A 20,175-nucleotide genomic window follows, 5' to 3' on the forward strand; every position below is an offset into this window, starting at 1 on the left:
CCGACCAGCAGCAAGGCCAGCCCCAGGCTCAGCACGACGCCGAGAAGGCGACGCAGCCAGGGCATCGGCTCAACGGCGGCGGCCGCCCAGCAGCCCGCCCAGCACGCCGCGGATGATCTCGCGGCCCACGCTGCTGCCGATGGAGCGGGCGGCCGACTTGGCCAGGGCATCCACGACGCCCTCACGCCGGCCGCCGCGCGGGCCGGTGGAGCCGAACAGCACGTCGCTCAGGCTGCCGAGCACGCCGCCTCCGGCGCTGGACGACGCCGGGGCCGCCTCGGACTGGGCCCGCTCAGCCCCCGCCTGGGCACGGGCCTTGAGGTGCTCGTAGGCCGACTCGCGGTCTTGGACCTTCTCGTACACCCCGGCCACCAGCGAACGCTGGATGAGGGTGCGCCGCTGCTCGGGCGTGATGGGCCCGATCTGGCTGCCCGGCGGCAGCACGAAGACGCGCTCGGTCATGCTCGGGCGTCCCTTCTCGTCGAGGAAGCTGACCAGGGCCTCGCCCACGGCCAGTTCGGTGATGGCGGTCTCGAGGTCGAGCGCGGGGTTGGCGCGCATCGTGCTGGCGGCGGCCTTCACGGCCTTCTGGTCGCGGGGGGTGAAGGCGCGCAGCGCATGCTGCACCCGGTTGCCGAGCTGGGCCAGCACGGTGTCGGGCACGTCCAGCGGGTTCTGCGTCACGAAATACACCCCCACCCCCTTGGAGCGCACCAGGCGCACCACCAGCTCGATGCGCTCGATCAGGGCCTTGGGCGCATCCTTGAAGAGCAGGTGGGCCTCGTCGAAGAAGAACACCAGCTTGGGCTTGTCCAGATCGCCCACCTCGGGCAGGGTGTCGAAGAGTTCCGACAGCATCCACAGCAGGAAGGTGGCGTACAGCCGCGGGGCATTCATCAGCCGGTCGGCGGCCAGGATGTTGACGACGCCCTGGCCGCCCTCGGTCTGCATGAAGTCGCCGATGTCGAGCATGGGCTCGCCGAAGAAGCGGTCGCCGCCCTGTTCCTCGATGCGCAGCAGACCGCGCTGGATGGCGCCCACGCTGGCGGCGCTGATGTTGCCGTATTCGGTGGTGAACTGCCTCGCGTTATCGCCCACGAACTGCAGCATCGACCGCAGGTCCTTCAGATCCAGCAGCAGCAACTGGTTGTCGTCGGCGATCTTGAACACCAGCGTGAGCACACCCTGCTGCGTTTCGTTCAGCTCGAGCATGCGCCCCAGCAGCAACGGGCCCATGTCGCTGACGGTGGCACGCACCGGGTGGCCCTGTTCACCGAACACGTCCCACAGCGTGGTGGGGCACATCCAGGGCTCGGGCGCGCTCAGGCCCCGGTCGGCCAGGATCTTCGCCACCTTCTCGGGCAGGCTGCCACGCTGCGAGATGCCGGTGAGGTCGCCCTTGACGTCGGCCATGAAGACCGGCACACCGATCTTCGAGAAATTCTCGGCCAGGGTTTGCAGGGTGATGGTCTTGCCGGTGCCGGTGGCCCCGGTGATCAGGCCATGGCGGTTGGCCAGGGCGGGCAGCAGGTGGCATCGGATGTCACCGCGCTGGGCGATCAGGAGAGGGTCGGCCATGGCAGTAAGGGGGGAGGGTGGCACAAGTAAAATCGCAGTCTATCCAACAAATCCACATTGCAGGCACCGTGCCGGCGGTCTTTCCCGCCCGCGCCGCCTTCCAGGAGCATTCCGATCATGGCCGGACATTCCAAATGGGCCAACATCCAACACCGCAAAAGCCGCCAGGACGAAAAACGCGGCAAGGTCTGGACCCGCGTGATCCGCGAGATCATGGTGGCCGCCCGCCAGGGCGGCGGTGACCTGAGCGCCAACCCGCGGCTGCGCCTGGCCGTCGAGAAGGCCAAGGCGGCGAACATGCCTGCCGACACGATCAAGCGCAACATCGACAAGGCCACCGGCAACCTCGAGGGCGTGCAATACGAGGAGATCCGCTACGAGGGCTATGGCATCGGCGGTGCGGCGGTCATCGTCGATTGCATGACCGACAACCGCGTGCGCACGGTGGCCGAGGTACGGCACGCCTTCAGCAAGCATGGCGGCAACCTGGGCACCGAAGGGTCGGTGGCCTTCCAGTTCAAGCATTGCGGCCAGTTCGTGTTCGCCCCCGGCACCAGCGAGGACAAGGTGATGGAAGTGGCCCTGGAAGCCGGCGCCGAGGACGTGCTCACCGATGACGACGGCAGCATCGAGGTGCTGTGCGCACCGGCCGACTTCGAGGCCGTCCAGCAGGCTCTGCAGGCCGCCGGGCTGCAGGCTGAGGTCGCCGAGGTCACGATGCGGGCCGAGAACACCGTCGCCCTGCAAGGCGAAGACGCCGCGCGCATGCGCAAGCTGCTGGACGTGCTCGAGGATCTCGACGACGTCCAGGAGGTTTACCACAACGCCGAGATCAACGACTGATCCCGGACCACACGGACAACCCGAATGAAAGTTCTCGTCATCGGCGCCGGCGGCCGCGAGCATGCCCTGGCCTGGAAGCTGGCCCAGTCGGCGCGCGTGCAGACCGTCTATGTGGCCCCGGGCAATGGCGGCACGGCGCTGGACAAGCGCTTGCGCAACGTGCCGGTCACCGACATCGCCGCGCTGGCCGACTTTGCCCAGTCCGAGAAGATCGCCCTGACGGTGGTCGGCCCCGAGGCCCCCTTGGCGGCCGGGGTGGTCGATGCCTTCCGCGCGCGCGGCCTGCGCATCTTCGGCCCCACGCAGGCGGCCGCCCAGCTCGAAAGCTCCAAGGCCTTCGCCAAGGATTTCATGAAGCGCCACGGCATCCCCACGGCGGCGTACGAGACCTTCAGCGACCCGGCGGCAGCCCATGCCTATGTGGACCGCCTGGGCGCGCCCATCGTGATCAAGGCCGATGGGCTGGCTGCCGGCAAGGGGGTGGTCGTGGCCATGACCCTGGCCGAGGCCCATGAGGCGGTGGATTGGATGCTGCTCGACAACAGGCTCGGCGTGCAGCACAACGCCGGCGGAGCCCGTGTCGTGATCGAGGAGTTCCTGCAAGGCGAGGAAGCCAGCTTCATCGTGCTGTGCGACGGCAGGAACGTGCTGCCCCTGGCCACCAGCCAGGACCACAAGCGCCTGCTCGATGCCGATGCCGGCCCCAACACCGGCGGTATGGGCGCGTACTCGCCCGCCCCGGTGGTCACGCCCAATGTGCATGCCCGCGTGATGCAAGAGATCATCGGGCCCACCATCGCCGGCATGGCCAGGGACGGCATCCCCTTCACCGGGTTTTTGTACGCGGGCCTGATGATCGATGCCGAGGGGCGCGCCAGGACGCTGGAGTTCAACTGCCGCATGGGCGACCCGGAGACCCAGCCCATCATGATGCGCCTGCGCAGCGACCTGCTGGAGGTGCTGCTGGCGGCCACCGACGGCACGCTCGACAAGGTCGAACTCGATTGGGACCGGCGTGTCGCCCTGGGCGTGGTGATGGCTGCCCACGGCTATCCGCTGAACCCGCGCAAAGGCGATGCCGTCGAGGGGCTGCCGCCCGAGGCTCCCGACGCCATGGTCTTCCATGCTGGCACCACGGTGGATGCCGACGGCCGGGTGCGGACCTCCGGTGGCCGGGTGCTGTGCGTCACGGCGCTGGGCGATTCCGTCAAGGCGGCCCAGCAGCGGGCCTATGAGGCCTTGCGGGGCATCCGCTTCGACGGGATGCAATATCGCAGCGACATCGGCTTTCGGGCCATCAGGCGGTGAGCGGGATGGACATCGCGGCCGTACGCCGATACCTGCTGGCATTGCAGGACCGCATCGTCACGGCTCTGGAGGCGGCCGACGGCCAGGCCTTCGTGCGCGACGCCTGGACGCGCCCTCCCGGCGAGCGTCTGCAGGGTGATGGCCTGACACGCCTGGTGGAGGAGGGCGGTCTCTTCGAGCGTGGAGGCTGCAACTTCTCACACGTGCGCGGCCCGCACTTGCCCCCTTCGGCGACGCAGCACCGCCCCGAGCTCACCGGTGCTGCGTTCGAGGCCCTGGGCGTGTCCCTGGTGCTGCACCCGCACAACCCCTATGTGCCGACCGTGCACATGAACGTGCGCATGCTCGCGGCCCTGCCCGAAGGAGCCGAGCCCGTCACCTGGTTCGGTGGTGGCATGGATCTGACGCCCTACTACGGCTTCGAGGAGGACGCGGTGCATTTCCACCGCACCTGCCGCGAGGCCCTGGCCCCCTTCGGCGACGACAAGTACCCGCGCTTCAAGCGCTGGTGCGACGACTACTTCTTTCTGAAACACCGCAACGAGCCGCGCGGCATCGGCGGCATCTTCTACGACGACTTCAACGAAGGCGGTTTCGACGCCGGCTTTGCGATCACGCGGGCCGTGGGCGACGCCTTTCTGGGCGCCTACCTGCCCATCGTCGAGCGACGCCGGGGCCTGCCCTACGGCCAGCGGGAGCGTGACTTCCAGGCCTACCGCCGCGGGCGCTATGTCGAGTTCAACCTGGTCTGGGACCGGGGCACCCACTTCGGCCTGCAGTCGGGCGGGCGCACCGAGTCCATCTTGATGTCGATGCCGCCGCTGGCGCAATGGCGCTATCGCTGGGCACCCGAACCGGGCACGCCCGAGGCGCGCCTGTACAGCGATTTCCTCGTGCCGCGCGACTGGGCCTGAACACCATGGACGCCCGGCGCGTGGGGCTCTTCGGCGGCAGTTTCGATCCCGTGCACAATGGGCACGTGGCGCTGGCCCGCCTGGCGCTCGCCCACCTGGCGCTGGACCGGGTGGTGTGGATCCCCGTGGGCCATCCCTGGCAAAAGGCCCGCCGGCTCGCACCGGCCGATCACCGCTTGGCCATGGTGCGCGCGGCAGTGGCCGACGAACCGCGCTTCTTGGTGGACGACTGCGAGATCCGCCGTCCGGGTCCGAGCTACACCCTGGAGACCGTGCACGAGCTGCGCGCGCGCTGGCCCGGGGTGCAAGAGTGGTTCCTCCTGCTGGGGGAGGACCAGTACGCCGGCCTGCCCACCTGGCATGGCTGGCAGGACCTGGTGCAGTGCGTCACGCTGGCCGTGGCGGCACGTGATGCCCGCGTGCCGGTGCCCACCGGGGCGCTGCGAGCGGTGCCCCACCGCCTCGAGGTCCTGCCCCTGCCGGCCTGGCCCGTCTCCTCGACCCTGGTGCGGCAACGCCTGGCGGCAGGCCAGGATGTGGACGCCCTGGTCCCCCCCGCGGTGGCACGCTATATTGCTTGCCATCGCCTCTATCTCACCGACTGACACGCCGAACCGCCACCTCCTCAATGGACATCCGCAAACTGCAACGCGCCATCGTCGATGGCCTGGAAGACGTCAAGGCCCAGGACATCGTGGTCTTCAACACCGAACATCTCTCGCCGCTCTTCGAGCGGGTGATCGTGGCCTCGGGCACCTCCAACCGCCAGACCAAGGCCCTGGCCGCCAGTGTGCGCGAGGAGGTCAAGAAGCAGGGTTTCCCCGTGATGCGCACCGAGGGTGAAGACAATGGCGAGTGGATCATCGTCGACTGCGGGGCGGCCGTGGCCCACATCATGCAGCCGGCCATCCGCCAGTACTACAACCTCGAGGAGATCTGGGGTGACAAGCCCGTGAGGCTCAAGCTTGGCGGGACCAAGGCCCTGCCCAAGGCCAGCGAACCCGAGGGGCCGGCGCCGGCCGGGAAGGCGGCTGCCGCGAAGAAGGCCCCCGCAGCGAAGAAGGCGCCCGCTGCGAAGAAGGCGCCCGCTGCGAAGAAGGCGCCCGCTGCGAAGAAAGTGCCCGCCAAGAAGGTCGCCGAGAAGACGGCGGCCAAGACCGTGGCGAAGGCCCCGGCGGCCAAGAAGGCGGCCGGCAGGACGACACGCACCAGCGGCACCGTCTCACGCAGCACGCCGGCCCGCTCCAGCCCGGGCCAGCCGGCCGCCCCCCGGACGGCGGCCAAGAAGGTCGTCACGAAGACCGCGGCCGCCAAGGCGCCCGCGAAGAAGGTGGCCCCGCGCAGGAAGGCATGAAGCTCGTCGTCGTCGCGGTCGGCCAGCGCATGCCGGGCTGGGCCGAGACGGCGTATGAGGACTACGCCCGGCGCTTCCCGCCCGAGCTGCGTCTGGAGCTCAAGGCCGTCAAGACCGAACCCCGCGGCTCCAGGACGGTCCAGACCCTGCTGGCCGCCGAGCGATCGCGCATCGAGGCGGCCTGCCCCAGGGGCGCGCGCACCGTGGCGCTCGACGAGCGCGGCGACCGGCTCACCACCCAGCAACTGTGCGCACGCCTGAAGGCCTGGATGCACGACGGCCGCGATGTGGCCCTGCTGATCGGCGGGCCCGACGGGCTGGACCCGGCCCTGCGCGACGCCGCCGACGAGCGCATCCGGCTGTCCGATCTGACCTTGCCGCATGCCATGGTGCGCGTGCTGCTGGCCGAACAGCTCTACCGCGCCTGGTCGCTGATGGTGGGTCACCCGTACCATCGGGAATGAGCATCGATCCCCGCATGAAAGCCGACTTCATCTACCTGGCTTCTCAGAGCCCCCGCCGCCGCCAGTTGCTCGACCAGATCGGCGTGCCCCACGAACTCCTGCTGCCCGACGCGGACGAGGACGCCGAGGCCCTCGAAGCCGTGCGTGCGGGGGAGTCTGCGCTCGACTACGTGCAGCGTGTCACCCGTGCCAAGCTCGAGGCCGCACTCGCGCGCCTGGCGCGCCGCGCCTTGCCTGCCGCGCCGGTGCTGTGCGCCGACACCACGGTGGCCCTGGGGCGGCGCATCCTGGGCAAGCCGGCCGACGCCGCGCAGGCGCGTGAGATGCTGATGGCCCTGTCCGGACACGAGCACCGGGTGCTGACGGCCGTGGCCGTGGGGCTGGGACACCGGCGCGAACTGCTGCTCAATGTCTCGCGTGTGCGCTTCATGCCCCTGGCGCCCGATCAGATCGACCACTACGTGGCCAGCGGCGAACCCGTGGGCAAGGCCGGGGCCTACGCCATCCAGAGCCGCGCAGCCTTGTGGATCGACCGCATCGTCGGCAGCTACTCCAGTATCATGGGGCTGCCCCTGCACGAGACCGGCCTGCTGCTGCAGCGCTTCGGCGTGCGTTTCTGACGTGAACGGCTCGAGCGCTGCATGCAAGACATCCTGATCAACTGGTCCCCTCAGGAAACCCGTGTGGCCATCGTCGAGAACGGGGCTGTGCAGGAGCTGCACATCGAACGCACGCTCGAGCGCGGCCTGGTGGGCAACATCTACACCGGCAAGGTCGCCCGCGTGCTGCCGGGCATGCAGTCGGCCTTCATCGACATCGGTCTGGAGCGCGCCGCCTTCTTGCACGTGGGCGACCTGGTCCATCGCAACGGCAACGGCGACGGTCAAGCTTCCACACCGATCGAGAAGCTGGTTTACGAAGGCCAGAGCCTCACGGTGCAGGTGATCAAGGACCCGATCGGCACCAAGGGCGCACGCCTGTCGGCGCAGATCAGCATCGCTGGCCGGCTGCTGGTGTACCTGCCCCACGACGACCACATCGGCATCTCGCAGAAGATCGGCTCGCCGGAGCTGCGCGAGCAGTTGCGCGCGCGCATGGCCCGGCTGGTTGGTCAACCCCAGGACGGCGGCGGTGGGGGATTCATCCTGCGCACCAACGCGGAAGACGCCACCGACGAGGAGCTGGCGGCCGACATCGCCTATCTGCGCAAGACCTGGAGCGGCGTGCGCGAGCGCTCGTTCAAGAGCCCGCCCGGGACCTTGCTCTACGAGGACCTCAACCTCGCGCAGCGGGTGTTGCGCGATCTCGCCGGCGAGGACACCCAGTCCATCCGCATCGATTCGCGCATGCAGTTCGAGGCCTTGCAGGCCTTCGGCCGCGAGTTCACGCCCGGGGCGGTGCACAAGCTCGAGCACTATCCGGGCGAACGGCCCATCTTCGACCTCTACAACATCGACCAGGAGATCGAGCGCGCACTGGCGCGGCGCGTGGATCTCAAGTCCGGTGGCTACCTCATCATCGACCAGACCGAGGCTTTGACGACCATCGATGTCAACACCGGCGGCTATGTCGGCGCGCGCAATTTCGACGACACCATCTTCAAGACCAACCTCGAGGCGGCCCAGGCCATTGCGCGGCAACTGCGCCTGCGCAATCTGGGCGGCATCATCATCATCGACTTCATCGACATGGTGCGCGAGGAGCACCAGGAGGCGGTGCTCGCCGAACTGCGGCGCCAGCTCGCGCGAGACCGTGTCAAGATGACGGTGAGCGGGTTCACGCAACTGGGCCTGGTCGAGATGACGCGCAAGCGCACCCGCGAATCGCTGGCCCACATGCTGTGCGAGCCCTGTCCCACCTGCCAGGGCAAGGGCTCGGTCAAGACGCCGCGCAGCGTGTGCTACGACATCTTGCGCGAGATCCTGCGCGAGGCGCGCCAGTTCAATCCCAAGGAGTTCCGCGTGGTGGCCAGTGCAGCCGTGGTCGAAATGCTGCTGGACGAGGAAAGCCAGCACTTGGCCGGCCTGAGCGACTTCATCGGCAAGCCCATCTCGCTGCGCACCGAGCCCACGCTGTCGCCCGAGCAGTACGACATCGTGCTGCTGTGAGTGGCCTCACCCCTTGCTTCGAGGCACCCGCCCCATCAGGTAGAACTCATCATTGGGCCTCAGGCTGATCAGGTTGGCCATGCGGTTGGACAGACCGAACAGCGCGGTGATCGCGCCGATGTCCCAGATGTCCTCGTCCGAGAAGCCATGGGCGTGCAGCGCCGCGAAGTCGGCCTCGACCACCTCGTGCGAACGCAGGCAGACCTTGAGGGCAAAGTCCAGCATGGCCTGCTGGCGCGGGCTCAGGTCGGCCTTGCGGTGGTTCACCGCGACCTGGTCGGCCAGCAGGGGCTGCTTCTCGTACACACGCAGGATGGCACCGTGAGCGACTACGCAGTACAGACAGCGGTTCGCGCCGCTCGTGGCCACCACGATTATCTCTTTCTCGCCCTTGGAGAGCCCCGACTCGCGCAGCATCAGCGCGTCGTGGTAGGCGAGGAAGGCTCGGCATTCGTCGGGACGGTGCGCCAGCGCCAGGAAGACGTTGGGCACGAACCCGGCCTTGTCCTGGACTTCCAGAAAGCGTTGGCGCAGGTCCTCGGGCACGTCGACGAGTTCGGGCACGGGGTAGCGGCTGATCGGGGCAAGGGCCATGATGGGGCAGGGATGCGGGGACACAGCGCCATTATCGGGAGCGCCCGGACGCAGTCTCCCCCGGGTCTGCCCGGGGCCTTCGTTGGGAACTGTTGCATCTGCACGCGCGCGGCAGCGCCCGCACAGGCGACAATAACAGGTTGGCGCCGATGGAACCTGTCGGCACAGACAGGTTCACACGCCAGGAGGGTGCGCGGCCGCCGGCGGCCTGCGTGGTCGACGGCCGGGTGTGCGCCGAAACAGCAGAAGTCCAAGGAGTTCGATGACGATGTGGTCCCGACGTTCCTTCATGGCCGTGCCGGCCGCCGTGGCGGCCTGGCCGGCCATGGCGCAGTTCCGGGTCGACATTTCAGGCGTGGGCGCCACCCAGTTCCCCATTGCGGTCGTGGCCTTCGACGGCGAGGCCGGACGCACGCAGCAGGTCTCGGCCATCGTGCGGGCCGACCTGGAGCGTTCCGGCCAGTTCCGCATGGTGCCCACCGACGGGGCGGTGCTCAATGAGCGCGCGATGCCGGTGATGACCGCATGGCGCACCCGTGGGGCCGATGCCCTCGTGGCCGGCAGCATCACCCGGCTGGCCGACGGCCGCGTCGACGTGCGCTTCAAGCTCTGGGACGCCGTGCGAGGACAGGACCTCGGCGGCGAGGCCCATGCCGTGGCCGATGCCGACCTGCGCCTGGCGGCCCACCGCATTGCCGACTATGTCTACGAGAAGCTCACTGGCGAGCGCGGCGTCTTCGCCACCCGCATCGCCTACGTGACCCAGGCCGCACAGCGTTACACGCTGTGGGTAGCCGATTCCGACGGCGAGGGCGCCCAGGTGGCGCTGTCCAGTGCCGAACCCATCATCTCCCCGGTCTGGTCGCCCGACGGCCGCGAGCTCGCCTACGTCTCCTTCGAGACGCGCAAGCCCGTGGTCTACACCCAGGAGGTGGCCTCAGGCCAGCGGCGCGCCATTGCCAGCTTCAAGGGGTCGAACAGCGCACCGGCCTGGTCGCCCGACGGCCAACAGGTCGCCGTCGTGCTCACGCGCGATGGCCTGTCCCAGATCTACACCGTCCAGCGCGGTGGTAACAATCTGCGCCGGCTCACCACCAGTGCCGGGATCGACACCGAGCCGGTCTACACGCCCGACGGGCGCCAGATCTATTTCGTCAGCGACCGTGGAGGCAGTCCGCAGATCTACCGCATGGCGGCCTCGGGCGGCGCAGCCGAGCGCGTGACCTTCGGCGGCAGCTACAACATCAGCCCCGCGATCAGCCCGGATGGCCGCTGGATGGCCTACATCACCCGCGACGGCAATGCCTTCCGGCTGCAACTGATGGAGCTGGCCTCGGGCACCGTGACCGCCCTGACCACCACGGCGCACGACGAGAGCCCGAGTTTTGCGCCCAACAGCCGGCTCATCGTCTATGCCACGCGCCAGAACGGCCGCAACGTGCTGATGACCACCACGCTGGACGGCCGCATCAAGGCCACCTTGCTGTCCAACCGGGGGGACGTGCGCGAGCCCGCCTGGGGGCCCTACGGACGATGACCCCGTTCCCATCACGCTTCCGTGTCAGCCTGGCGAGCCGGTGCTGCGTTGACGACACCGGCACCTGCGGGGTGCTTTTGTGCTTCTGATGTCATTCCAAGGAGAAAAGTCCATGAATCTGCGTTCCCTGGCCAAGTTCAGCGGCACCGTGCTGCTGTCGGTCGTTCTGGCCGCCTGCGGCTCCAATGTCAAGCTCGATGAAACGCCGGTGGAATCGCGCACGGCCACCCCGGTGGCCGGCGGCACCGGTCAGGCCCAGTCCCAGGTCTCGACGGTCACGGCCCCCGGCGGCTCGGGCAGCCAGCTCGACGCGGCCAGCCAACTGGCCCGCGTGATCTACTTCGACTTCGACAGCTACGTGCTCAAGGAGGAGTTCCGTCCCACCGTGGCCGCCTATGCCCGCCTGCTCACCGCCGATCCGAACCGCCGTCTGATGATCGAGGGCCACACTGACGAGCGCGGCGGCAGCGAGTACAACCTGGCCCTGGGTCAGAAGCGCGCCGAGGCCGTGCGCCGCGCGCTCGAACTGCTGGGCGTGCGTGAATCGCAGCTCGAGGCCGTGAGCTATGGCAAGGAGCGCCCCGCCGTGGCCGGCTCCAACGAGGAAGCCTGGGCGAAGAACCGCCGGGCCGAACTGATCCTGCGCTGAGAACCCTGATGTCGAACTCCCTGAGCCGATGCCTTCGGGCGGCGCGGTGGCCGCGCCTGGCGCCCCTGGGGGCCACCATGGTCGTGGCCACGGCCCTGTTCGTTCCCACCGGGGCGCAGGCCCTGTTCGGTGACGATGAGGCGCGTCGGGCCATCCTCGATCTGCGCCAGCGCTTTGACCAGGCTGCTGAGGCCCAGCGGGCTGAGCAGGCGCGTTCGGCCGAGCAGTTCGACCAGTTGCGCCGCAGTCTGCTGGAGCTGAACACCCAACTCGAGCTGATGCGCGGGGAGATCGCCCGCCTGCGCGGCCGCAACGAGGAACTCGCGCGCGAGATCGCCGAACTGCAGCGGCGCCAGACCGACCTCGCGCAAGGCATCGACGAGCGCATCCGCCAGGTCGAGCCGCAGCGCACGGTGGTCGATGGCAAGGAGATCCTCGTCCGGCCGGACGAGCGGCGCGACTACGAGGCGGCGCTGGACATCTTCCGAAAAGGGGACTTCAACAACGCAGCGGCGGCCTTCACGTCCTTCCAGCGCCGCTACCCGGGCAGCGGCTACACCGAGTCGGTGCTCTATTGGCTGGGCAACGCCCATTACGGTCGGCGCGACTACAAAGAGGCCCTGGCCGCTTTCCGTCAGCTCGTCACCACGGCCCCGGAGCACCCTCGGGCCCCCGAGGCCTGGCTGTCGATCGCGATGTGCCAGATCGAACTCAAGGACCGTCCTGGCGCCCGCCGCACGCTGGAAGACCTGATCAAGAACCACCCGCAGTCCGAGGCGGCACGCGAGGCCCGCGAGCGCCTGGCCGCCCTCAAGTAGCGCAGCCGGCCTGGGCCCCGGGGGCCTTCAGCCTCGGGCTTGCGCCCGGGGGCGTTCCCGTAGTGGACCCCCGGCTTGCGCCGGGGGCGTGCCTACAATCCGGCCCATGCAAGACATCGACCTGTCCTTCCTCACAAGCCAGGTGCTGTGGGCCGCCTTCGCACTTGCGGCGATCTTCGGTGCCATCGCACAACGCACCCATTTTTGCACCATGGGGGCGGTGTCGGACATCGTCACGATGGGCGACTGGACGCGCATGCGCATGTGGGTCATGGCCATGGGGGTGGCCATCATCGGATTCAATGCCATGGTCGGCCTGGGTTGGGTGTCGGCGGCCGACACGCTTTATGCCGGGCCACGCCTGATCTGGCTGTCAGCCCTGGTCGGTGGGCTGCTCTTTGGCTTCGGCATGGTGCTGGCCTCGGGCTGCGGCAGCAAGACGCTGGTGCGCATCGGCGCGGGCAACCTCAAATCGCTGGTGGTCTTCTTCGTGCTCGGGCTGGCGGCCTTCGCGACCTTGCGCGGCATCACCGGCGTGCTGCGGGTGAACACCGTCGATGCGGTGCATCTCGAACTGCCCGCCGGCCAGGATCTGCCCAGCCTGGTGAGCAGCCTCACCGGATGGGGCCTGCCGGCGTCGGCCTGGAGTCTCGGCCTGCTCGTGGGCGGGGCCTGTCTGGCCTGGGCCTGGGCGCGGCCCGAGGGCCGCAGCGGCAACACCCTGCTGGCCGGGCTGGGCATCGGCGCGGTCATCGTCGGGGTGTGGTGGGTGTCCGGACGGCTGGGTTTCGTGGCCGAACATCCGGACACCCTGGAGGCCGCCTTCCTGGCCACCAACTCGCGGCGCATGGAGTCGCTCAGTTTCGTCGCCCCCTATGCCTACGTGCTGGACTGGCTGATCTATTTCAGCGACACCAGCAAGACGCTCACGCTGGGCATCGTCACCTGTGCCGGCGTGGTGGCCGGTTCGGCCGTTCAGGCGCTGGCCAGCGGCACCTTCCGCTGGGAGGGCTTCCGCGATGCCGAGGACACGGCCAATCACCTGGTGGGCGCGGGGCTGATGGGCGTGGGCGGCGTCACGGCGATGGGGTGCACGATCGGCCAGGGCTTGTCGGGGATCTCGACGCTCTCGCTGGGCAGCTTCCTCGCGCTGGCCGGGATCCTGGGCGGTGCAGTGCTGGCCTTCAAGTACCAGACGTGGCGCCTGGAGCGCAGGGCCTGAGGCATGGGGCAGGTCGCATCCTGGGTGGACGGGTCTACCGACAGTCTCGGCCCCGATCTCGAGCGCCGCTTCGGCGGCCTGAGCCGTTTGTACGGCCAGGCGGGCTATCGACGCATCCGTGCCGCGAGGGTGGCGGTGGTGGGCGTGGGCGGTGTGGGCTCCTGGGCGGCCGAGGCCCTGGCCCGCAGCGGTGTGGGCGAACTGGTGCTCGTCGACCTCGACCATGTGGCCGAGTCGAATATCAACCGCCAGATCCAGGCCATCGATGCCACCTTGGGTCAGGCCAAGGTGTTGGCCCTGCGCGAGCGCATCGCCGGCATCCACCCGGCGTGCCAGGTGCATGCGGTCGAGGCGTTCGTCGAGCCGGGCAACTGGCCTGCGCTGCTGGATGGGCGCGCCATCGATGCCCTGATCGACTGCTGTGACCAGGTGCGTGCCAAGCAGGCCCTGGCGCAATGGGCGCTGGCACAGCGCAAGCTCGCGCATGTCTGCGTGGGGGCGGCGGGGGGCAAGCGCCATGCGCACCGGGTCGATCTGGCCGATCTCGCCGAGGTCACCCATGATCCCTTGCTTGCCTCCCTGCGCCAGCGGCTGCGCAAGGAAGGCCGGGTGCCGCGCCAGGGGCGCATCGGGGTGGCCTGCGTGTACTCGCGCGAGCCCGTCGCGCGGCCCGATGCGGCCTGCGCCACCGATGGCAGCCTGAACTGCCATGGCTACGGTTCCGTGGTGTCGGTCACGGCCACCTTCGGACTCGTGGCGGCGGGGGCCGTGCTCGACCGGCTGGCCACCGACGCGACTTGATACACCTACCGATTCATGTCTATAATCAAAGGCTTTCCGGGTCGTTAGCTCAGTCGGTAGAGCAGCGGACTTTTAATCCGTTGGTCGCAGGTTCGAATCCTGCACGACCCACCACTTGGCTTTGATGACTTTGTTGAGGTCCGGTGGGGTGCTCGGGCTCTTAGCTCAGTTGGTAGAGCAGCGGACTCTTAATCCGTAGGTCGTAGGTTCGAATCCTACAGGGCCCACCAAGATATCAGGGCCGGCAGATCGTTCATCTGCCGGCCCTTTGCCTTTGCGGGCCCCAATGGTGTGGGCCCTTTGCTTCAGACTCGCACGGGTCAGACCGCGCCGCGCAGGCGCAGCCGATTGGGCACGGGCGTGGAGCGGCGCAGCACGTCCTCGGCGAGCCAGACGGCCGAGCGGCGTGCGCGCTGTGCCACGATGGGCAGGGGCAGTTGCTGGTAGTCGTCGTTGAAGACCTCGAAGCTGTAGTCGCCTCGATAGCCCAGGCGGTCCAGGCGCACGACGATCTCGGCCAGTGCGTCGGTGTGCACGCCTTCTCCGGGGAACACCCGGAAGTGCCGCGCGGTGGTCATGCGCTCTTCGAAACTGCGCACCTCGTTCCACAAGAAGTCGGAAAGCTGCACCAGGAAGATCTTGCGCGCATCGATCTCGTCGAGTGCGTCGAGCGCAGTCTTCGCCGCCAGGAGGTGGTAGGAGTCGATGGCCAGCCCCAGGTTGGCACGGTCGGCCCGGCACACCACATCCCAGGCCGTGGTGTACTCGTTGATGTGGCGCCCCCAGGACAGGCCTTCGTAGGCCACCTTGATGCCCAGCGGCACGGCCAGCGTGGCCAGCTTACGCAGGTCGCGCGCCAGATCGTCGGGGTCGGCGCTGGCGTGCTGTGAGGTGGATGAGCACGCCAGCAGTACCTTCGCGCCCAGCGCGTGGCACATCTCGAGCATGCCTTTGGCAATGTCGACCTTGTAGTCGTGCAGGTGACCCGACAAGCCCTCGAAGTCGCGCAAGACCTGAAAGCCCGTCACGCGCAACCCACTGGCCCGAACCTCCTGCACGGCCGCGCGCCAGCCCTCGGGATGGCCGACCAGATCGCGTGCCGACAGCATGATCTGACCGAAGCCGGCTTCGCGCACGGCACGCAACTTGGCGCGCAGGTCGCCGGCCAGGGTGATGGTGTCCATCCCGAAGTCGTCGATGTGCATGGTGGGCCTCATGGGGCGGGGAGCGGGTGGTGCACGAGTTCGAAGGCCACGCTGCCCAGCAGCGTCTGCGTCAGGGCGCCACGGTCCTCGGTGTGCACGCCGCTGGATTCGACGAAGGCCATGCCGCGGCGCGTGAGTTCGCGCACGGCTTGGCGCACGTCGGGGGTGCCGAAGGCCACACGGTGCAGGGTCTCGTCCGGATCGGCCTCCACCGCATCCAGCTCGGGCTCGATGAGCTGCAGGTAGAACTGTCCACAGGGGCTGGCCAGCACACGCCCGCGGGGGAGGATGCCGAAGCGGGTCTCGTCGGGCAGTGCGGTAAAGCCAAAGAGCTCGCCATAGAACTCGGTCCAGTCGTCCAGCCGGTCCAGGCCGACGTACTGCACCACACCGAACCAGTGCAGGCCGGCCACGGCGGGCGGATGGCGGTCCACCGTGGGGATCGGCACGAAGTCGACGTCGTAGATCGAGAACTCGCGGTAGCGATCGACGAAATACAGCCGACTGTGGCCCACGCCATGCAAGGCCGGGATGTGCAGCTCCATGGGCTGGGGCTGCGCGGGCACGGGCCAGCCGCCGCGCTCGATCGCACGGCGCCAGGCTGCGCCGGCATCGCGCACGCGCAGCGCGATGGCCGCGATCTCGGGGGCATCGCCCGGTTGCACGGCCTCGGGCAACCCTTCGGCGTGGGCATTGATGACGATGTTCATCGAGCCCTGGCGATACAGCAGCACCTCGCGCGAGCGGTGCCGCGCGATGGGCCGGAAGCCCATGGTCTCGAGCACCTGCCCCAGGGCCTGAGGCCGGCGCGTGGCGAATTCGATGAACTCGATGCCGTCCAGCCCCAGCGGGTTGGGCGGCTCGTCGATGGCTTCGCGGTTGCGAGGGTTCGAACTGGCCGATGCCATCATGCCGATCTCCTTTCAGTCACCGCAACGTTGCGCCACGAGATGCCGGAAGTGCGCTTCCATGCGCTGCGCGTCGGGCGTCAGGCCGGTGAAGAGCTCGAAGGCGCCCACGGCCTGGCCGATGGCCATCCCCCCGCCGTCCACGGTGGGGCAGCCGATGCGTCGGGCCGCTTTGAGCAACTCCGTCTCGAGCGGGAAGTAGACGACCTCGGCCACCCACAGCGTGGGCCGCAGGAGTTCGACCGGCAGCGGCAGGCCGGGCAGCTTGTCCATGCCGGTGGGGGTGGCATGCACGAGACCGCTGGCCCGCTGCAAGGCGTGTGCGATGTCGGAGTCGGCGCGGGTGCGGCCGGCGCCGTGAAGGGCGTTGAGTGCGTCGGCCAGCGCCTGGGCGCGCGCGGGCTCACGGTCCACCAGCACCAGCCGCGTCGCGCCCAGGCGCAAGACCGTGTGAGCGATGGCGGCGCCTGCCCCACCGGTGCCCAGCACCACCACCTCGGACAGGTCTGCGGCCGGCAGCGCGCGGCGAAAGCCCCAGGCCCAGCCGGTGCCATCGGTGTTGTGGCCCACCAACCGGCCGTTGCGGCACACGACGGTGTTCACGGCTCCCATCGCACGGGCCTCGTCCGACAGCTCGTCCAGCAGCGGGATCACGGCCTGCTTGCACGGGTAGGTGATGTTCAGGCCCGCAAAGCCCATGGTGCGCACCGCCTGGATGAGCCCGGGCAGGGCCTCGACACCCGAGCCCGTGCGGTCCAGGTCGATGAGCTGGTAGTGCAGCCGAAGGCCATGGTGGCGGGCTTCCTCCTCGTGCATGGCCGGTGTCAGCGAACGCTGGATGCCCGCGCCGATGAGGCCGACGAGCACCTTGCGATCGCCGGCACCGGCCGTGCGCACGGGAGCCTCCACGAGGGTGTGGACCGCGGTCACGACGATCCTCTCCTTACCTGCGCACCTTGGCCAGCTCGGCGTTGAGCGCGGCCACGGTGTCGGCGCCCACGCTCTGGGTGTGCTTGTCGATGACGGGCTTGACCTTCTCGCGAAAGCGCGCCAACTCCGCCGCGGACAGCTCGGTGACCTGCATACCAGCCTTGCGAAGGTTTTCCAGCGCCACGCTGGCCTGCTGGCGCGACAGTTCACGCTGGAAGCGCGTGGCCTCGGCGGCGGCCTCATTGAAGATGCGCCGTTCGTCGGCGCTCAGGCTGTCCCACAGGCGCTTGCTCACCAGCAGGGCCTGGGGGTTGTACACATGGCGGGTGAGCGTCAGATACTTCTGAACCTCATGGAACTTCGAGGCGTAGATGGTCGTCTCCGGGTTCTCCTGCCCGTCGATGGCCTTCTGTTCGAGCGCGGTGTAGACCTCGGGGAAGGGCATGGGTGTGGCGTTCGCCCCCAACGCGTTGAACAAGTCGATGTAGATCGGCGACTGGATCACGCGGATTTTCAGCCCGGCGATGTCCTCGACCTTGGCCACCGGACGGCGGTTGTTGGTGAGGTTGCGAAAGCCCAGATCCCAATAGCCCAGCCCGATGAGGTTCTTTTCCTCCAGCTTGGCCAGCAGGCTCTTGCCGAAGGGCCCGTCGGTTACGGCGTCGGCCTCCTGCGGCGAGGCGAAGAGGAAGGGGAAGTCGAAAACCGCGAATTCCTTCACCTGGGCCGTGAGGATGCCGGCATTGAGCACCGTCATCTCGACCGTGCCGCCCTGCAGGGCCGACACCGTCTGCAGGTCACCGCCCAGCGTGCCGCCGGGGAACAGACGCACGGTGATCTTGCGACCGGACTTCTGGGCCACCAAGTCGGCGAACTTTTGCGCCCCTTCGGCCTGCGGATGGCCCTTCTGGTTCTGGAAGGCGAACTTGATGGTGCGCTCCTTGACGTCTTGGGCCAGCGTGGCGGTCATGGGTATCAGGGTGGCCAGGCTCAGGCACAGTGCGCGGGTCAGGGTCTTGAATGTCATGGGTGTCTCCTTTGGGGGATGGGGGAGGGAAGGGGCGGCATCAGCCGCCGAACCAGCGGGCCGGGACGGTGACGATCGACGGGAACAGCACCAGCAGGAAGAGCACGGCGGTCTGCGCGGCCATGAAGGGCAGCACGCCGCGGGTGACCTCGTCGAGCTTCATGCGGCCCACGCCGGACACCACGTTGAGCACCGTGCCCACCGGTGGCGTGAGCAGGCCGATGGCATTGACGATGATGAACAGCACCCCGAAATACACCGGGTCGATGCCTGCGGCCTTCACCACCGGCATCAGCACCGGTGTGAGGATCAGGATGGTGGGCGTCATGTCCATGGCCGTGCCCACCACCAGCACGAGCACCAGGATGGCCACCATGAGCAAGGTGGGGCGATCGATGAAAGGTTCCAGCAGGTCGATGACCATCGACGGCAGGTCTGCCACGGTGATCAGCCAGGCGCTGACCATCGCTGCGGCCACCAGGAACATGATCACGGCGCTGGTGCGCGCGGCCGCGACGAAGATCGGGTAGAGCTGGCGCAGCGACAGCTCGCGATAGATCACCGTCGAGACAAACAGCGCATAGGCCGCCGCCACCACGGCCGCTTCGGTGGGCGTGAACACCCCCAGGCGCAAGCCCACCAGAATGATGACCGGCAGCATCAGGGCCCACAGCGATTCGCGCAGCGCCACGCGAATCTCGCGGGCCGATTTGCGAGGCGGCGGCACGATGCTGTCTTTGCGCACCAGCCACCACCAGGTGCACCACAGCGCCGCGCCCAGCAGCAGGCCCGGCACGATGCCGGCCATGAAGAGCTTGGCGATGGACACGTTGGCCGCCACGCCGAAGATCACGAAGCCGATGCTGGGCGGGATGACCGGGCCGATGATGCCGGCCGAGGCGATCAGGCCGCCCGAGGTGGCTTTGTCGTGTCCGGCCTTGACCATCATCGGCAGCAGCAAGGCCGTGAGCGCGGCAGCATCGGCCACCGCCGAGCCCGACAACGCCGCCATCAGGCAGGCGGCCATCACCGCCACATAGCCCAGGCCGCCCTTGACATGGCCCACCAGGGCCAGGGCCAGGTTGACGATGCGCTGCGACAGGCCGCCGACGTTCATGATCTCGCCGGCCAGCATGAAGAAGGGAACGGCCAGCAGCGGAAAGCTGTCGGCGCCGTTGATGAGGTTTTGCGCGAGGATCTGCGCGTCGAAGAGGTCGAGGTGCCACATCATCGCCACCCCGCTGACCAGCAGGGCAAAGGCGATGGGCACGCCCAGCGCCATGGCGCCGAGCAGCGACAGGAGGAAGACGGCCACGGTCATCGAAGAGCTCCTTCAGCGCGCCCGGGAGGTGGTACCCGCACCGCGAGGATCGGCTGTGTGCAGGCGCTGGTGTTGAGCGAGGTCCTCGGACTCCGCCACCTGCACCAGGTCGGCATCGGTGAGCCGGCCGCGCAAGGCTTTGAGGAGATCGAGCACCAGCAGCACGGCGGCAGAGATGGCGAACACCACGCCAGGGGCGTAGAACCAGCCCATCGACAGGCCGGAGACGGGGGCTTGCACGTCCCAGTTGATGCGCAGTTGCTGCCAGCTCCCCTCGAAGACCAGCCAGCAGATGGCAAGCATCAGCCCATGGCCCAGCACCAGGCAGGCTTTCTTGCCGGAGCGCGGGAGCAGGGCCACGACGATGTCGGTGCCCAGGTGGCCCTTGTCCTTCAGCGCGACGATCGCGCCCAAGAAGGTCACCCACACAAACAGCCAGCGTGACAGTTCCTCAGACACCGTGATGCCGGAGTTGAAGGCGTAACGCAGCACCACGTTGCCGAACACGAGCAACACCATCGCGGCCAGGAAGGCGGCGATCAGGCCGTCGAGCACACGGCAGTAGCGATCGATGAGTCGGTTCACCCGCGGTTC

At 68.4% G+C, this 20,175-nt stretch carries 21 protein-coding genes and 2 tRNA genes; 15 read left to right on the forward strand and 8 right to left on the reverse strand.

The window, feature by feature from the left end:
• Positions 1–69 precede the first annotated feature (69 nt).
• Positions 70–1,578: a helicase HerA-like domain-containing protein gene (locus tag AC1ECW_RS08480; RefSeq protein ID WP_481201622.1), complete on the reverse strand. Its 1,509-nt coding sequence runs from the start codon at positions 1,576–1,578 to the stop codon at positions 70–72.
• A 117-nt stretch (positions 1,579–1,695) separates the two neighbouring features.
• On the opposite strand from AC1ECW_RS08480, the gene AC1ECW_RS08485 reads away from it, so the two are divergent.
• The 8 genes from AC1ECW_RS08485 to rng are packed head-to-tail and all read left to right on the forward strand — an operon-like array spanning position 1,696 to position 8,569.
• On the forward strand, positions 1,696–2,421 hold the full coding sequence (locus tag AC1ECW_RS08485; RefSeq protein ID WP_409705111.1) for a YebC/PmpR family DNA-binding transcriptional regulator: 726 nt from the start codon (positions 1,696–1,698) through the stop codon (positions 2,419–2,421).
• A 24-nt stretch (positions 2,422–2,445) separates the two neighbouring features.
• A complete protein-coding gene (gene purD, locus AC1ECW_RS08490) occupies positions 2,446–3,729 on the forward strand; it encodes a phosphoribosylamine--glycine ligase (RefSeq protein WP_481201623.1) in 1,284 nt (427 codons plus the stop codon).
• Between the two features lie 5 nt (positions 3,730–3,734).
• Positions 3,735–4,643: an oxygen-dependent coproporphyrinogen oxidase gene (gene hemF, locus AC1ECW_RS08495; protein WP_409705117.1), complete on the forward strand. Its 909-nt coding sequence runs from the start codon at positions 3,735–3,737 to the stop codon at positions 4,641–4,643.
• A gap of 5 nt (positions 4,644–4,648) precedes the next feature.
• Positions 4,649–5,248: a nicotinate-nucleotide adenylyltransferase gene (gene nadD / locus AC1ECW_RS08500; protein ID WP_481201624.1), complete on the forward strand. Its 600-nt coding sequence runs from the start codon at positions 4,649–4,651 to the stop codon at positions 5,246–5,248.
• Positions 5,249–5,271: 23 nt separating this feature from the next.
• The gene (gene rsfS, locus AC1ECW_RS08505) at positions 5,272–5,997 is read left to right on the forward strand and encodes a ribosome silencing factor (protein WP_481201625.1); all 726 of its coding nucleotides are present in this window, start codon (positions 5,272–5,274) and stop codon (positions 5,995–5,997) included.
• Positions 5,994–6,461, forward strand: a complete 468-nt coding sequence (gene rlmH / locus AC1ECW_RS08510) for a 23S rRNA (pseudouridine(1915)-N(3))-methyltransferase RlmH (protein WP_409705126.1) — start codon at positions 5,994–5,996, stop codon at positions 6,459–6,461. Before rsfS ends, rlmH begins: the two co-directional genes overlap by 4 nt.
• A gap of 14 nt (positions 6,462–6,475) precedes the next feature.
• Positions 6,476–7,081 carry a Maf family protein gene (locus AC1ECW_RS08515; protein ID WP_409705129.1) on the forward strand — a complete coding sequence of 202 codons (606 nt, stop codon included), beginning with the start codon at positions 6,476–6,478 and terminating at the stop codon, positions 7,079–7,081.
• Between the two features lie 21 nt (positions 7,082–7,102).
• Positions 7,103–8,569: a ribonuclease G gene (rng, locus tag AC1ECW_RS08520; RefSeq protein WP_409705132.1), complete on the forward strand. Its 1,467-nt coding sequence runs from the start codon at positions 7,103–7,105 to the stop codon at positions 8,567–8,569.
• Between the two features lie 6 nt (positions 8,570–8,575).
• On the opposite strand, the gene AC1ECW_RS08525 is transcribed toward rng, so the two are convergent.
• Complete coding sequence (locus tag AC1ECW_RS08525; protein WP_409705135.1) at positions 8,576–9,163, reverse strand: peroxidase-related enzyme; 588 nt, start codon at positions 9,161–9,163, stop codon at positions 8,576–8,578.
• A 262-nt stretch (positions 9,164–9,425) separates the two neighbouring features.
• Between AC1ECW_RS08525 and tolB the strand changes: the two genes are divergently transcribed.
• From tolB to AC1ECW_RS08560, 7 genes are all read left to right on the forward strand, one after another.
• Positions 9,426–10,700, forward strand: coding sequence for a Tol-Pal system beta propeller repeat protein TolB (tolB, locus tag AC1ECW_RS08530; protein WP_409705137.1), 1,275 nt, complete (start codon positions 9,426–9,428; stop codon positions 10,698–10,700).
• A gap of 112 nt (positions 10,701–10,812) precedes the next feature.
• Entirely contained in the window at positions 10,813–11,349 is a 537-nt protein-coding gene (gene pal, locus AC1ECW_RS08535) for a peptidoglycan-associated lipoprotein Pal (RefSeq protein ID WP_409705140.1), read from the forward strand.
• Between the two features lie 8 nt (positions 11,350–11,357).
• Positions 11,358–12,167 carry a tol-pal system protein YbgF gene (gene ybgF, locus AC1ECW_RS08540; RefSeq protein WP_409705143.1) on the forward strand — a complete coding sequence of 270 codons (810 nt, stop codon included), beginning with the start codon at positions 11,358–11,360 and terminating at the stop codon, positions 12,165–12,167.
• A 106-nt stretch (positions 12,168–12,273) separates the two neighbouring features.
• Positions 12,274–13,389: a YeeE/YedE family protein gene (locus tag AC1ECW_RS08545; protein WP_409705146.1), complete on the forward strand. Its 1,116-nt coding sequence runs from the start codon at positions 12,274–12,276 to the stop codon at positions 13,387–13,389.
• A gap of 3 nt (positions 13,390–13,392) precedes the next feature.
• Positions 13,393–14,190 carry a tRNA threonylcarbamoyladenosine dehydratase gene (locus AC1ECW_RS08550; RefSeq protein WP_409705149.1) on the forward strand — a complete coding sequence of 266 codons (798 nt, stop codon included), beginning with the start codon at positions 13,393–13,395 and terminating at the stop codon, positions 14,188–14,190.
• 38 nt (positions 14,191–14,228) lie between these two features.
• Positions 14,229–14,304 (forward strand) — tRNA-Lys (locus tag AC1ECW_RS08555).
• Positions 14,305–14,344: 40 nt separating this feature from the next.
• Positions 14,345–14,420 (forward strand) — tRNA-Lys (locus AC1ECW_RS08560).
• 90 nt (positions 14,421–14,510) lie between these two features.
• On the opposite strand, the gene AC1ECW_RS08565 is transcribed toward AC1ECW_RS08560, so the two are convergent.
• From AC1ECW_RS08565 to AC1ECW_RS08590, 6 genes are read right to left on the reverse strand one after another with little or no spacing between them, the layout of a single operon-like run.
• Complete coding sequence (locus tag AC1ECW_RS08565; protein ID WP_409705152.1) at positions 14,511–15,395, reverse strand: sugar phosphate isomerase/epimerase family protein; 885 nt, start codon at positions 15,393–15,395, stop codon at positions 14,511–14,513.
• 8 nt (positions 15,396–15,403) lie between these two features.
• Complete coding sequence (locus tag AC1ECW_RS08570) at positions 15,404–16,306, reverse strand: VOC family protein (RefSeq protein WP_409705155.1); 903 nt, start codon at positions 16,304–16,306, stop codon at positions 15,404–15,406.
• Positions 16,307–16,318: 12 nt separating this feature from the next.
• Positions 16,319–17,212 (reverse strand): shikimate dehydrogenase, encoded by an 894-nt coding sequence (locus tag AC1ECW_RS08575; RefSeq protein ID WP_481201680.1) that lies wholly within the window; start codon positions 17,210–17,212, stop codon positions 16,319–16,321.
• A 34-nt stretch (positions 17,213–17,246) separates the two neighbouring features.
• Positions 17,247–18,260: a TRAP transporter substrate-binding protein gene (locus tag AC1ECW_RS08580; RefSeq protein ID WP_409710727.1), complete on the reverse strand. Its 1,014-nt coding sequence runs from the start codon at positions 18,258–18,260 to the stop codon at positions 17,247–17,249.
• A gap of 40 nt (positions 18,261–18,300) precedes the next feature.
• Positions 18,301–19,581: a TRAP transporter large permease subunit gene (locus AC1ECW_RS08585; protein ID WP_481201626.1), complete on the reverse strand. Its 1,281-nt coding sequence runs from the start codon at positions 19,579–19,581 to the stop codon at positions 18,301–18,303.
• Between the two features lie 12 nt (positions 19,582–19,593).
• Positions 19,594–20,166 carry a TRAP transporter small permease gene (locus tag AC1ECW_RS08590; RefSeq protein WP_409709396.1) on the reverse strand — a complete coding sequence of 191 codons (573 nt, stop codon included), beginning with the start codon at positions 20,164–20,166 and terminating at the stop codon, positions 19,594–19,596.
• Positions 20,167–20,175: the final 9 nt, after the last annotated feature.

Source organism: Caldimonas hydrothermalis, assembly GCF_056746695.1.

Coding starts and splice junctions, on each gene's coding strand:
- purD (WP_481201623.1), top strand. CDS start 2,446: ATGAAAGTTCTCGTCATCGGCGCCGGCGGCCGCGAGCATGCCCTGGCC.
- rsfS (WP_481201625.1), top strand. CDS start 5,272: ATGGACATCCGCAAACTGCAACGCGCCATCGTCGATGGCCTGGAAGAC.
- AC1ECW_RS08580 (WP_409710727.1), bottom strand. CDS start 18,260: ATGACATTCAAGACCCTGACCCGCGCACTGTGCCTGAGCCTGGCCACC.
- ybgF (WP_409705143.1), top strand. CDS start 11,358: ATGTCGAACTCCCTGAGCCGATGCCTTCGGGCGGCGCGGTGGCCGCGC.
- rlmH (WP_409705126.1), top strand. CDS start 5,994: ATGAAGCTCGTCGTCGTCGCGGTCGGCCAGCGCATGCCGGGCTGGGCC.
- AC1ECW_RS08480 (WP_481201622.1), bottom strand. CDS start 1,578: ATGGCCGACCCTCTCCTGATCGCCCAGCGCGGTGACATCCGATGCCAC.
- AC1ECW_RS08525 (WP_409705135.1), bottom strand. CDS start 9,163: ATGGCCCTTGCCCCGATCAGCCGCTACCCCGTGCCCGAACTCGTCGAC.
- rng (WP_409705132.1), top strand. CDS start 7,103: ATGCAAGACATCCTGATCAACTGGTCCCCTCAGGAAACCCGTGTGGCC.
- hemF (WP_409705117.1), top strand. CDS start 3,735: ATGGACATCGCGGCCGTACGCCGATACCTGCTGGCATTGCAGGACCGC.
- AC1ECW_RS08550 (WP_409705149.1), top strand. CDS start 13,393: ATGGGGCAGGTCGCATCCTGGGTGGACGGGTCTACCGACAGTCTCGGC.
- AC1ECW_RS08565 (WP_409705152.1), bottom strand. CDS start 15,395: ATGCACATCGACGACTTCGGGATGGACACCATCACCCTGGCCGGCGAC.
- AC1ECW_RS08545 (WP_409705146.1), top strand. CDS start 12,274: ATGCAAGACATCGACCTGTCCTTCCTCACAAGCCAGGTGCTGTGGGCC.
- pal (WP_409705140.1), top strand. CDS start 10,813: ATGAATCTGCGTTCCCTGGCCAAGTTCAGCGGCACCGTGCTGCTGTCG.
- tolB (WP_409705137.1), top strand. CDS start 9,426: ATGACGATGTGGTCCCGACGTTCCTTCATGGCCGTGCCGGCCGCCGTG.
- AC1ECW_RS08515 (WP_409705129.1), top strand. CDS start 6,476: ATGAAAGCCGACTTCATCTACCTGGCTTCTCAGAGCCCCCGCCGCCGC.
- AC1ECW_RS08570 (WP_409705155.1), bottom strand. CDS start 16,306: ATGATGGCATCGGCCAGTTCGAACCCTCGCAACCGCGAAGCCATCGAC.
- AC1ECW_RS08485 (WP_409705111.1), top strand. CDS start 1,696: ATGGCCGGACATTCCAAATGGGCCAACATCCAACACCGCAAAAGCCGC.
- nadD (WP_481201624.1), top strand. CDS start 4,649: ATGGACGCCCGGCGCGTGGGGCTCTTCGGCGGCAGTTTCGATCCCGTG.
- AC1ECW_RS08585 (WP_481201626.1), bottom strand. CDS start 19,581: ATGACCGTGGCCGTCTTCCTCCTGTCGCTGCTCGGCGCCATGGCGCTG.